This is a genomic window from Hyphomicrobium sp. (assembly GCF_019744875.1).
Taxonomy (GTDB): Bacteria; Pseudomonadota; Alphaproteobacteria; order Rhizobiales; family Hyphomicrobiaceae; genus Hyphomicrobium_C.
Map to the genome: position 1 here is coordinate 234,520 of NZ_JAIETU010000005.1, position 12,072 is coordinate 246,591.

At 65.4% G+C, this 12,072-nt stretch carries 12 protein-coding genes; 6 read left to right on the forward strand and 6 right to left on the reverse strand.

The window, feature by feature from the left end; all coding sequences use genetic code 11:
- Positions 1-77 precede the first annotated feature (77 nt).
- Together K2Y42_RS11185 and K2Y42_RS11190 are read right to left on the reverse strand one after the other, a co-directional pair.
- Positions 78-2,078 (reverse strand): protein meaA, encoded by a 2,001-nt coding sequence (locus K2Y42_RS11185; RefSeq protein WP_291154024.1) that lies wholly within the window; start codon positions 2,076-2,078, stop codon positions 78-80.
- Between the two features lie 93 nt (positions 2,079-2,171).
- The gene (locus K2Y42_RS11190) at positions 2,172-2,528 is read right to left on the reverse strand and encodes a hypothetical protein (RefSeq protein WP_291152330.1); all 357 of its coding nucleotides are present in this window, start codon (positions 2,526-2,528) and stop codon (positions 2,172-2,174) included.
- A gap of 293 nt (positions 2,529-2,821) precedes the next feature.
- On the opposite strand from K2Y42_RS11190, the gene ccrA reads away from it, so the two are divergent.
- Complete coding sequence (gene ccrA / locus K2Y42_RS11195; RefSeq protein ID WP_291152332.1) at positions 2,822-4,150, forward strand: crotonyl-CoA carboxylase/reductase; 1,329 nt, start codon at positions 2,822-2,824, stop codon at positions 4,148-4,150.
- A 94-nt stretch (positions 4,151-4,244) separates the two neighbouring features.
- Here the strand turns inward: ccrA and K2Y42_RS11200 are convergent, their stop codons facing one another.
- Positions 4,245-4,655, reverse strand: a complete 411-nt coding sequence (locus K2Y42_RS11200; protein ID WP_291152334.1) for a Fur family transcriptional regulator — start codon at positions 4,653-4,655, stop codon at positions 4,245-4,247.
- A 367-nt stretch (positions 4,656-5,022) separates the two neighbouring features.
- Between K2Y42_RS11200 and K2Y42_RS11205 the strand changes: the two genes are divergently transcribed.
- The 5 genes from K2Y42_RS11205 to ychF all read left to right on the forward strand — a co-directional run bounded on the left by K2Y42_RS11205 (position 5,023) and on the right by ychF (position 9,725).
- Positions 5,023-5,766 (forward strand): 50S ribosomal protein L25/general stress protein Ctc, encoded by a 744-nt coding sequence (locus K2Y42_RS11205; protein ID WP_291152336.1) that lies wholly within the window; start codon positions 5,023-5,025, stop codon positions 5,764-5,766.
- 149 nt (positions 5,767-5,915) lie between these two features.
- Positions 5,916-6,677, forward strand: coding sequence for an aminoacyl-tRNA hydrolase (gene pth, locus K2Y42_RS11210; RefSeq protein WP_291152338.1), 762 nt, complete (start codon positions 5,916-5,918; stop codon positions 6,675-6,677).
- A 198-nt stretch (positions 6,678-6,875) separates the two neighbouring features.
- Positions 6,876-7,709, forward strand: a complete 834-nt coding sequence (locus K2Y42_RS11215) for a hypothetical protein (RefSeq protein WP_291152340.1) — start codon at positions 6,876-6,878, stop codon at positions 7,707-7,709.
- 122 nt (positions 7,710-7,831) lie between these two features.
- Complete coding sequence (locus K2Y42_RS11220) at positions 7,832-8,419, forward strand: HdeA/HdeB family chaperone (protein ID WP_291152342.1); 588 nt, start codon at positions 7,832-7,834, stop codon at positions 8,417-8,419.
- Positions 8,420-8,627: 208 nt separating this feature from the next.
- A complete protein-coding gene (ychF, locus tag K2Y42_RS11225) occupies positions 8,628-9,725 on the forward strand; it encodes a redox-regulated ATPase YchF (RefSeq protein WP_291152344.1) in 1,098 nt (365 codons plus the stop codon).
- 18 nt (positions 9,726-9,743) lie between these two features.
- On the opposite strand, the gene K2Y42_RS11230 is transcribed toward ychF, so the two are convergent.
- The 3 genes from K2Y42_RS11230 to K2Y42_RS11240 all read right to left on the reverse strand — a co-directional run bounded on the left by K2Y42_RS11230 (position 9,744) and on the right by K2Y42_RS11240 (position 12,052).
- Positions 9,744-10,118 (reverse strand): hypothetical protein, encoded by a 375-nt coding sequence (locus K2Y42_RS11230; protein ID WP_291152345.1) that lies wholly within the window; start codon positions 10,116-10,118, stop codon positions 9,744-9,746.
- Between the two features lie 131 nt (positions 10,119-10,249).
- The gene (locus tag K2Y42_RS11235; RefSeq protein ID WP_291152347.1) at positions 10,250-11,077 is read right to left on the reverse strand and encodes an SDR family NAD(P)-dependent oxidoreductase; all 828 of its coding nucleotides are present in this window, start codon (positions 11,075-11,077) and stop codon (positions 10,250-10,252) included.
- Between the two features lie 66 nt (positions 11,078-11,143).
- The gene (locus K2Y42_RS11240) at positions 11,144-12,052 is read right to left on the reverse strand and encodes an EamA family transporter (RefSeq protein WP_291152348.1); all 909 of its coding nucleotides are present in this window, start codon (positions 12,050-12,052) and stop codon (positions 11,144-11,146) included.
- Positions 12,053-12,072 lie beyond the last annotated feature (20 nt).

Below are 12,072 nucleotides of genomic sequence, written 5' to 3' on the forward strand. Positions count from 1 at the left end.
TGAGAAGCGGTTTTCCGATAAGACGCAAGACAAAGCACAAGACCGCCCCAAAGTTCCACGCGAAGTGGAACGGATCTCTAGGCAGCCTTTTCGTGGCCTTCGACGAGACGCACGATGTCCGCCATGATGTCGTTGAGCTGGAAATCCTTCGGCGTGTAGACGGCCGCGACGCCGAAGCTCTTGAGCTTCACTTCGTCCTCGGGCGGAATAATGCCGCCGACGACGACCGGAATGTCGCCGAGACCTTCTTTGCGCATGCGGTCCATGAGCTCCGAGACCAGCGGCACGTGCGAGCCGGACAGGATCGAAAGGCCGACCACGTGCGCGCTCTCGTCCACGGCGGCGCGCACGATCTGGGCCGGCGTCAGCCGGATGCCCTCGTACACGACCTCCATGCCGACGTCGCGGGCGCGCACCGCGATCTGCTCGGCGCCGTTCGAATGCCCGTCGAGGCCCGGCTTGCCGACCAGGAACTTGATGCGCCGGCCGAGCTTCGTCGACACGTCCTCCACGGCGGCCCGGATCCCGTCGAGCTGTCCGCTCGAACGCTCGGGGGCCGCCTGCGCAACGCCCGTCGGCGCCCGGTACTCGCCAAACACGCGCCGCAGCGTCGTGCCCCACTCGCCGGTCGTCACGCCTGCCTTGGCGCAGGCGATCGAGCTTTCCATGATGTTGCGGCCTTCCTTGGCCGCCGATTCGAGATCCGCCAGCACCTTGGCCACGGCCTTGGCGTCGCGCTGCTCGCGCCACGCCTTGAGGCGGCCGACCTGCTCGGCCTCGACGGCCGGGTCGACGACCATGATGGCGCCTTCGCCCGCGGTCAGCGGCGACGGCTCCGTCTCGGTCCATTTGTTGACGCCGACGACGATCTGGTCGGCGGTTTCGATCTGGCGCACGCGCGACGAGTTGCTCTCGACGAGGCGGCGCTTCATGTAGTCGATGGCCGCGATGGCGCCGCCCATCCGCTCGATGGTGGCGAGCTCGGCCTTCGCCTCTTCCTTGAGCGAGGCGACCTTGCGCGCGATTTCCTCGGAGCCGTCGAAGATGTCGCCGTATTCGAGCAGGTCCGTCTCGTAGGCCACGATCTGCTGCATGCGCAGCGACCACTGCTGGTCCCACGGGCGCGGCAGGCCGAGCGCCTCGTTCCAGGCGGGAAGCTGCACGGCGCGCGCGCGGGCCTTCTTCGACAGCGTCACCGCCATCATTTCGAGCAGGATGCGATAGACGTTGTTTTCCGGCTGCGGCTCGGTGAGGCCGAGGCTGTTGACCTGCACGCCGTAACGGAACATGCGGTTCTTGGCGTCGGTCACGCCGTAGCGCTCACGCGTGATCTCGTCCCACAGCTCGTTGAACGCGCGCATCTTGCAGATTTCGGTGATGAACCGCATGCCCGCGTTGACGAAGAACGACACGCGCCCGACCACCGTCCCGAAGTCCTTGTCCGGCACTTCGCCCGAGGCCTTGACCGTATCGAGCACGGCGATGGCGGTCGCGAGCGCATAGGAAAGTTCCTGCACGGGCGTCGCGCCGGCTTCCTGCAGATGGTACGAGCAGACGTTCGTCGGGTTCCACTTCGGAACCTCGAGATACGAGAACACGATCGTGTCCTTGATCAGCCGCAGCGACGGCTCGGGCGGAAACACGTAGGTTCCGCGCGACAGGTATTCCTTGATGATGTCGTTCTGGATCGTGCCGGTGAGCTTGGTGCGCGCAGCACCCGTCGCGTCGGCCGTAGCGATGTAGAGCGACAGCAGCCACGCCGCCGTCGCGTTGATCGTCATCGACGTGTTCATCTGGTCGAGCGGGATGCCGTCGAGCAGGGTCATCATGTCGCCGAGGTGCGAGACCGGCACGCCGACCTTGCCGACTTCGCCCTTCGCGAGCTCGTGGTCGCTGTCGTAGCCGGTCTGGGTCGGGAGATCGAAGGCGATCGAAAGGCCCGTCTGACCCTTGGCGAGGTTCTTGCGGTACAGCTCGTTCGACTTGGCGACGTTCGAATGGCCGGCATACGTACGGAACAGCCACGGCTTGTCGCGCTCGCCGCCCTTCCCAACGTCCTTGCCCGATTTGTCCGACATCATAAAACCCTCGCCCGCATATCCGCTGTCCCATAGCGTACCGGCCGCCGGGTGCAAGGCAAAAGTCTCTAATTCGTCACGGGGGCGGGAGGTTTAGGCCTTCATACGGGTGGCGTTGGTCAGCGGCGAGCGGATGCGCAGGATGGCGTCCACCAGGCGGGTGAGGCCGATCATGATCAAGAGCGCCGCGCACATGCCGAAAGTCGAGGACACGACGATCTGCGCGCTCCGTTCCGTGCCGACGTAAAAACCGGCCTGATTGGCGATGTAGATGCCAGCGAGCCCGCCCCAGAAGAGGGCGGGCGCATAGACGATGGCGAGCGACTTGGAGGGGAACATCGCGCGCATAACCAGAAAAGCCAGCAGCGTCAGCGCTCCCACGATCCAGTAGCTCAGCGAGTCGGCCATGATGATGTCGCTGAAGGCTTTGTGGATGTCTTCCAACATCATGGGGCGTCCTCCGATGGGCTAGGAAAAAAGGCCAAGCCAGCAGTTCTAGCGCGCCTTCATTAACTCTTCGTGAGAACTCTTTCCCGGGCGTCGGAGCCCATACGGCGGGCGGATTTGGCCTCTGAGCGGGCCCGCGAATGCGCGCAATTGAGGATCGCGGTGATGCTCTGCGCCACAGCCCCTTTATTGCGGCGCGAAAAAGTGCTTGAAACGAGCCGACAAGATACGGGAGAACCCCGCCGGGCCGCCACTGCAGGCCTGGAAGCATCTTCGCGTCAGGGAGACACGAGAACATGTCGAGCCAAAGCGCCGCAACCAAAGGCAGCACAACGACACCGGCTGCGCCTGCGGTTGTTGCGGCCAAGAAGGATCTTTACGAAATCGGCGAGATTCCGCCGCTCGGTCACGTGCCGAAGAACATGTACGCATGGGCGATCCGCGCCGACCGTCAGGGCGAGCCCGATAAGGCTATGCAAGTCGAGGTCGTGCCGACCTGGGAGCTCGACAGCCACGACGTGCTCGTTCTCGTGATGGCCGCCGGCGTCAACTACAACGGCGTCTGGGCCTCGCTCGGCACCCCGATTTCGATGTTCGACGTACACAAGCAGCCGTATCACATCGCAGGTTCGGACGCGTCCGGCATCGTCTGGGCCGTCGGCTCGAAGGTGAAGCGCTGGAAGGTCGGCGACGAAGTCGTCATCCATTGCAACCAGGACGACGGCGACGACGAGGAGTGCAACGGCGGCGACCCGATGTTCTCCACCAGCCAGCGCATCTGGGGCTATGAGACGCCGGACGGCTCGTTCGCGCAGTTCTGCCGCGTGCAGGACCGCCAGCTTCTCGAGCGTCCGAAGCACCTCACGTGGGAAGAGGCAGCCTGCTACACGCTGACCCTCGCCACCGCCTACCGCATGCTGTTCGGCCATCGTCCGCACGTCCTGCGTCCGGGCCACAACGTGCTCGTCTGGGGCGCAGCCGGCGGTCTCGGCGCGTTCGCGGTGCAGCTTTGCGCGACGTCCGGCGCCAACGCCATCGGCGTCGTGTCGGAGGACGACAAGTTCGACTTCGTCAAGCAGCTCGGCGCCAAGGGCGTCATCAACCGCAAGAAGTTCAATTGCTGGGGCCAGCTTCCGAAGGTCAACTCGCCGGAATACGGCACGTGGCTGAAGGAAATGCGCAAGTTCGGCCAGGCCATCTGGGAAATCACGGGCAAGGGCGTCAACGTCGACTGTGTTTTCGAACACCCCGGCGAAACGACGATACCCGTGTCGGTGCAGGTCGTGAAGCGCGGCGGCATGGTGGTGATCTGCGCCGGCACGACCGGCTACAACCTCACCATGGACGCCCGTTACCTCTGGATGCATCAGAAGCGTGTGCAGGGCTCGCACTTCGCCAACCTCGCTCAGGCCGCACAGGCTAACAAGCTGGTGGTTGAGCGTCGCATCGATCCGTGCATGTCCGAGGTCTTCGCCTGGGCCCAGATCCCGAAGGCCCACATGCGCATGATGAAGAACGAGCACAAGCCGGGCAACATGGCGGTGCTGGTCTCCGCTCCGACGACGGGCCTGCGCACGTTCGAGGACGTCATGGAAGCGAGCCAGGCGCGCCACGGCGCAGCCTGATCTCCGGCGACGAGACGAAGAATAGAAAAGCGCGGTCCACTGGGCCGCGCTTTTTCATTTCAGAGAGCGATGGTCCTGACGGGCCGCACCGGTGTCACGCGGCGCGCGCCGAGCACGTCGCGCACCGGCCCCGGAGTTCGAGCGTCATCGCGCGCACGGTGTAGTTCGACCGTTTCGCCCAACCCGCCAGCGCCTCGACCGCGCTCGGCTCGGCGAACTCCGAAACCGTGCCGCACTCGTCGCAGATCGCAAACACCGCCGTGCCCTCATGCGCGCTCTGGCAGCACGCGACGAAGGCATTGAGCGATTCGAGCCGATGGGCCGAGCCGGATGCGATCAGCCGGTCGAGCGCGCGGTAAACGGTCTGCGGTGCCAGCGTCGCCCGGTCGCGGAGCTGGTCGATGAGCTCGTAGGCCGAGACCGGCCGCCCGGACTCCTGCAGCGCCGAAAAGATGAGCTGGTCCTGCTCTTGAGCCGGCCGGCGTTTGGTCGTCTTGCGGTTCATCTCGAAAAATGGGTCCAGTCGCGTTGTCGGTGGCGGCCCTGTTGGCGAAAGTGTCGGCGAGGACGTGTTGCCAGATCAAGCCCGCGGCGTCTCGTGTCATGCGTTGCCGCAATGATAGCACAGGGAGCGGGGCAGGGTCAGGGCGCCGCCCCGGCCCGGGGTTAACCGCGCCCGAGGCCCGCCCGCGGGCGCCCGATTGGGCCGTGCCGGCAGGCCCGCCGGCCCCCGTGGCCGATTGCCAAGCGGGCGCGCCACGGGTATAAGCCGCCCATCTCAAGCACCTGCGCGAGACCTGCCCGGCACCCTTGGAGGCCGGCCGCAGCCCATGGGCCTGAATTAAGGCCCTTTTTTCATTGGAGAAAATGCCATGTCTGAGATCGTAGAGATCAAGGCCACGGCGCGCCCACGTGCCGGCAAGGGGGCCGCACGTCAAGCTCGCCGCGAAGGAAACGTTCCTGCTGTCATCTATGGTGACAATCAGCCCGCCGAAATCATCGCCATCAACGGCAATGATCTTTGGAAGCAGTACATCAAGGGCCACTTCACCTCGTCGGTCTTCGAGATCGCCGTTGGTTCGAACAAGATCCGCGTCATTCCCCGCGACGTGCAGGTCGATCCCGTCAAGGACCACCCGATCCACGTCGACTTCCTGCGCATTGGCAAGGACGGCGTCATCCGCGTCTCGGTGCCGGTCCGCTTCGTCAATCATGCTCAGTCGCCTGGCCTGAAGCGCGGCGGCGTTCTCAACATCGTGCGCCACGACGTCGAGATCTTCTGCCCCTTTGACCGCATTCCGGCGGCATTCGAGATCGATCTCGAAGGCTACGAAATCGGCAAGTCGATCCACATCTCCGCCGTGACCATGCCGGAAGGCGTGAAGCCGGTGATCGCGAACCGCGACTTCACGATCGCGACCATCGCAGGCGCCAAGAACAAGGACGACGAAGAAGCTGCCGCCGCTGCTGGCGAAGCCGCTGCTGTCGATCCGAAGGCCGCTGCCGCAGCCAAGGGCGCCGCTCCGGCCGCCAAGGGCGCGGCACCTGCCAAGGGTGCACCCGCCGCTGCAGCCGGCAAGGCGGCTCCCGCTGCCAAGCCCGCTGGCAAGAAGTAAGCCGCACGCGCATTTGCACGAAAGGCCGGCGCCCCGCTATACGGGGAGCCGGCCTTTTTCGTTTTTGAGGTCGCACGTCGTTTGAGTTCGCCCCGCGGGCGCCGCCCCGGAGCATCGATATCGGTCTCGATCCGAGTAGTAGGAGCGCAATGAAGCTCTTCGTTGGCCTGGGAAACCCGGGCAGCCAGTACGCCCGCAACCGCCACAACGTCGGCTTCATGGCCGTGGACGAGATCGCGCGCGCGCACGGGTTTGGACCGTGGAAGCGCAAGTTTCAGGGCCAGGCTGCCGACGGCGAGCTGGCTGGCGAAAAAGTGCTGCTGCTGAAGCCCGATACGTACATGAACGAGAGCGGCCGCGCCGTCGGTGAAGCCGCGCGCTTCCTCAAGATCGCGGAAGCGGACATTGTCGTGTTCTACGACGAGATCGATCTCGCGCCCGGCAAGCTGAAAGTGAAGACGGGCGGCGGCAACGCGGGCCACAACGGCTTGCGGTCGATCTCCGCCCACCTCGACAACGACTACGTGCGCGTGCGCATCGGCGTCGGCCATCCGGGTGTGAAGGAGCTGGTGGCGCGCTGGGTGCTGAACGACTTCGCCAAGGCCGACGAAGCCTGGCTCGCCCCGCTGCTGGAGGCCATCGCCAAGGCCGCGCCGCGGCTGGTGCGCAACGATCAATCCCGCTTCCTGACGGACGTCGCCAAGGACCTCGGCCAATCCGATCCGCGCAAAGAGCCTGACGCGCGCAAAGACAAGGCCGCTTCCAAGCCCGACGGAGAAGAACCTGCGCGCGAGCCGGTCAGGCCCGCCCGGCCCCGCAGCCACCCGGCCGGCGAGCGGGCGGGAAAAAGCGCCAATGCGATCGCCGAAAACCTCAAGAAGTGGCTCGCGAGCCGCAAGACCGACGATTGATGCGGATCTGCGTGGCGCCGCGTCTCGTTTCTGTTGAGATGCCGCGCTAGGCTGCGTCCAGGGAAGAAACGGCAGGAGTGCTTCCGGAAAAGTGGGAACCCGGTTTTCCGGTGAGAAGCACGACAAAAAAGTGCTTCCGGAAAAGTGGAAACCGGTTTTCCGGTGAGAAGCACGACTCTAACGCGAACGGGGGAAGCCATGCCTCTCGATACCAGCGGGCTCAAGGAGCAATTCCGCAAATCCAAGAAGGCGCGACGCGCGTGGAGCACCTACAAGTGGTTCGACCGCATCCGCAATTGGCAGGATTGGTACAACTGGATCGCCTCGTTCCTGCAAACGAAGGCAGGTGCCGCCGTGGCGCTGGGCTCCACCGTCGTCGCCACCACGACAGCCGTGGTCGTGCACAACACCGTGGTCAATCCCTACGCCGCGCCCTTCGTGCAGACGGAGATCGCTCCCCTGCCGCCGGCCGAGCCCGAGCGGCAGACGCGCACCACGCTGATTTTCGCCATCGAGGGCTATGACAAGAGCGGCCGGCGCGGCACGTTTGACGTGGTTGTCGCCAAGAAGCAGTTTCTCTGGGTGCGCGGCAGCTCCGACAATCTGGAGAAGGACGGCCGCGTGATCACCGGCGACGAGCTCGCCCGCGATGTGCTCGACCAGGAGGTTCGCGACGGTCTGTCGAGCGCGCGCGAAATCGTAGCCGTCGGGACGGCGTCGCAGGAAGGCAATCCCGCCGAGGAGTTGGCCCGCGCCGGACGTCGCGCACTCCGCACCGCCGAAATCGTCAAGGGCGCGGTGCAGGACACCGTCGCGATTTCAGCGCTCAATCTCGGCCAGTATCGCGAGCCCTGCCCCACGTGCGCAAAAGGCGCCGCCACCGAATGGCAGCGCCCGTTCATGGTCATCGCGGTCAAGGATATGGAAGAGGGCACGAACCTCGCCGAGGCCCTGGCCGACGCCATGACCGACAAAGACAAGCTGCCAAGCCCTTCAAGCTACTCGGCCTTTGAGCTGACGAAAGTCCGTTGATCAGCCGGGGGTAACCGCTTGGCACATTCCTGGTCAGGCTCGGAAAAGCCATCCGCATTAGGAGCGTTTGCGCGGGCCAGCGACCCATCGCGGCCGTGGTCAGACAAGCGGGGAATGACAACATGCAGCGTCTGTTGGCCGTGATGGCCATTGGTTTGGCGATGATCGGAAGCTCGGGATCGCCGGCGTCGGCCGAGAAGGTCGATATTTCCACGGTGAGCTGCTCGCAGCTCCTCGAGAGCATCGACAAGGGCACGGACAACGACAAGTCCGGCATGGGCGGCATCCTCTATTGGATCGCCGGCTACTCCACCACGGACGAACAGGGCTCCGTCATCGACTTCGACGGCCTCGCGAAGGATTTCGACAAGATCCTCGCCGCCTGCAAGGCGCAGCCCAAGCTCGGGCTCCTGACGGTTGCCGGCAAGAACCTGGGCGCGAACGCCACGGCGCACGGGGCCGGCGCGGTCGATCTCGCCACCCTGACATGCGAGAAAGCCACCAGCACGTCTGCCAAGGACGAGGACGGCCTAGGCTTCATCCTGATGTGGATCGCGGGCTACCAGGCGTCCGACGCCGAGAACAAGATCTTCGACACCGACGAGTTCGTCGCCGACATGGAGAAGATCGGCCAGTACTGCGGAAAGAACCCGAGCATCGGTCTGCTGACGGCCTCCGACGAAGTGATGGGCGAAGACGACAGCGAGTGACATGACGGCCGGTTGAGGGCCGCAAGCGAGGCGACCGCGAAGGCGGCCGCCTTTTTACTTAAATCGGCCGCCCGTTTCGGCTGTTTGCGCGCCCGCACCCGGTATCGCCGCGACACCTCCGCCCCGGCGGCCGTTTTGCATTGATCCCCGGCCGGGGCCGGTGTACGGCCTCGGACCAATCGAACCTCACCCCGAAGGCAATTGTCCCATGGGATTCAAATGCGGCATCGTGGGTCTGCCGAACGTCGGCAAGTCCACGCTCTTCAACGCGCTCACGCAGACGGCGCAGGCCGAAGCGGCGAACTATCCGTTCTGCACCATCGAGCCGAACGTCGGCGAGGTCGGCGTGCCCGATGAGCGCATCGACAAGCTCGCCGCCATCGCCAAGTCCGCCCAGATCATTCCCACGCGGCTGACCTTCGTCGACATCGCGGGCCTCGTCCGCGGCGCCTCCAAGGGCGAAGGCCTCGGCAACAAGTTCCTCTCGCACATCCGCGAGGTCGACGCCGTGGCCTACGTGCTGCGCTGCTTCGAGGACGATGACGTCACCCACGTCGAGAACCGCATCGATCCGCTGGCCGACGCGGAGGTCGTCGAAACCGAGCTGATGCTCGCCGACATGGAAAGCCTCGAAAAGCGCATTGGGCCGGTCGAGAAGAAGGCCAAGAGCGGCGACAAGGACAGCAAGGCGCTGTTCGCCGTGATGGAGAAGGCGCTGGCTCCCCTGCGCGCCGGCAAGCCCGCCCGCATGGCCGACATCACGCCCGAGGAGCGCCAGACCTTCGTCGAGCTGCAACTGCTCACGTCGAAGCCCGTGGTTTACGTCTGCAATGTCGAGGAAGCCTCGGCCGCCAACGGCAACGCCCACTCGGCCCGCGTCGCCGAACGCGCCAAGGCCGAAGGCGCCGTCACGGTTGTGATCTCCGCCAAGATCGAGGCCGAGTTTGCCGGATTGCCCCCAGACGACCGTGCCGAATTTCTCGCCGAGATGGGGCTCGCCGAGCCCGGCCTCAACCGCCTCATCCGCGCCGGCTATCAGCTCCTCGATCTCGTGACGTACTTCACGGTCGGGCCGAAGGAAGCGCGCGCCTGGACCATCACGCGCGGCACCAAGGCGCCGCAGGCCGCGGGCGTGATCCATACCGACTTCGAGAAGGGCTTCATTCGCGCCGAAACGATCGCCTACGACGACTACGTTGCGACCAACGGCGAAGTGGGTGCGAAGGAAGCGGGCAAAATGCGCCTCGAAGGCAAGGAGTACGTCGTCAAGGACGGCGACGTCATGCACTTCCGCTTCGCCAACTGAGGCGCGGCTTCGGACCGTCTAGCGGCCGTACTTGCGTGACGGCGGACGCGGCCGGCCTTCGAACCGGAGGCCGAGCGCCGGACCCCTCGACCACGCGACGGAGCACAGAATCTCGTGCTTCTCGGTGTCGAAGTAAACCAGCACGCCTTCGGCAAGCAGGCTGGCCTTGATGGGATCGCCAAGAATTTCGACGCGCGCGCCCTTGACCGACAGGTCCTTGAACATGCACGGGCGAGCCGTAATTAGCTTTTCGTTCCACACGAAGCCGGTCCGCATCCGCTGAGGAACGCGTACAACGCTGCGAAGATCCTCGCCGCGTTTGCCGGCGTTCTTGGGAGCGGCCGCCGCTTTGCTAGGGAACAAGGTGCGTGTGAGAGTGTCCAGTAACGACATGATCGAATACCCACCCCGCGTGCAGCGCCATATGCGCATGGTGCACACTGTACATCCGTCGACATACGATATCTGTCAGATGTTGATGAATGGTGAACTGACGGTTTTTCGACGCCGCTCCGCGCGCTGTGTCAGATCCGTTGCGCGATCCAGTCCGCGAGCGACGCCGGCAGAACGCGCTTGCTAACGGCCGCGATGTAGGTCGGGATCGTCACGGCATAGCGCCGCTTTGGCCGCGGGCTTTCAACGGCATGCACGAGCTTCCACGCCACTGCTTCGGGCTCGAGCTTGAACGTGGATTTGCCGCCCTGCTCCATGGCGGCGAGCCGCGCCAGATACGTGGTGCGATGGGCGGAGTTCTCGATATCGACCGTGGCGCGGAAGGTCGCGAGTGCGCGCTCCACGAAGCGCGTGCGGATCGGCCCCGGCTCGATGATCGAGACGTGGATGTCCGTTCCCCGAAGCTCGTGGCGCATGGCATCGCTCAAGGCTTCGAGCGCGAACTTGGACGCGCAGTAGGCGCCGCGATACGGCACCGAGACGATGCCGAGCACGGACGAGCATTGCACGATCCGGCCGTGTCCGTTGGCCCGCATGGCCGGCATCACCCGCCGGGTCAGATCGTGCGTGCCGAACAGGTTGACCTCGAACTGCTGGCGCAGGACGGCCGGATCGAGATCCTCCACCGCGCCGACCTGCCCGTAGGCCGCGTTGTTGAACAGCGCCGTGAGCTTTCCGTCCGTCAGGCGGAGCGCTTCGCTCGCGCACCACGCGACAGACCGCGGATCCGCGAGTTCGAGATGCAGGGCTTCGACGCCCGCGTCCCGCTGCAGCATGGTGAGGTCAGCCTCGGTGCGCGCCGTGGCCAGAACGCGCCAGCCCTTGGCCCGGAGCAGGCGCGCGGAGGCCAATCCGATGCCCGACGACGCCCCTGTGATCAGAATGGATTTTTGGGTCATACCGGGTGTTTAGAGTGCTTCCGGAAAAGTGGAAAGTGATCTGAGCGCGATACGGGCCGCAACGCGTCACGCGGCGTTGAGAACGGCGGCCACGCCCGCCACCAGCAGCAGCAGGCCGACGCCTTCGCGCGCGCCGAGCCGCTGCTGGAAAATCCCGCGCGACACGAAGAGGGCGAACAGGATTTCGATCAGCGCCACTGTGCGCACCAGCGCCGCGCTCTGCAGCGCAAAGGCGAGAAACCAGAACAGCGACGCGAGCGCGCCCATGAAACCGGCGAACAGCGACGGCCGCCACGCGCGCGCGATCGCCCGCAGTGTGCCCGGATCGCGCAGCGCCAGATAGCCTGTGAGCAGCGCCGTCTGCAGCATGAGCGCGATGGCGAGCGCCAGCGTCGCCGCCGCCACGAACGAGGTGCCGCCGAGCGCGCCGATGCCGCCGCGATAGCCGATGGCGGCAAAGCCGAACAGCGCGCCCGCCGCAAGTCCCAGCACCGCCGAGCCGGCCGAGGGCGTCCGCCCGCCGTGGCTTGGTCGCGGCCACGAGGTCAGCAGCACGCCGAGCGTTGCAACCAGGATCGCGGCCAGAACCGCGGGCGTCAGCGGGTCAGAGAGGAATACGGCCCCCGCGAGCGCGATCCAGACCGGCTCGATCTTCACCAGCGCCGTCGCCACCACGAACGACCGCTCGCGCATGGCCGCGAGCATGAGAGCCGTCGCGGCAATCTGTGAAATCGCGCCCCCGGCGATCCAGGCGAGGGCAGGCGCGGTGATGGGCGGCAACGGGTCACGGATCAGAAGCGCGACGAGAGCGAGGAACAGGAGCCCGAACGGCAGGCCGAACAGGAAGCGCACATGCGTCGCGCCGATCGTGCCGAGCACGTCGATCAACTCGCGCTGCATGGCCGTGCGCGCGGTCTGCGCCGCAGATCCGGCCACCGTGAACACGATCCAGAGCCACGCGGGCGCAATGAGCACTTCGGTAGACTTTCAAAAAA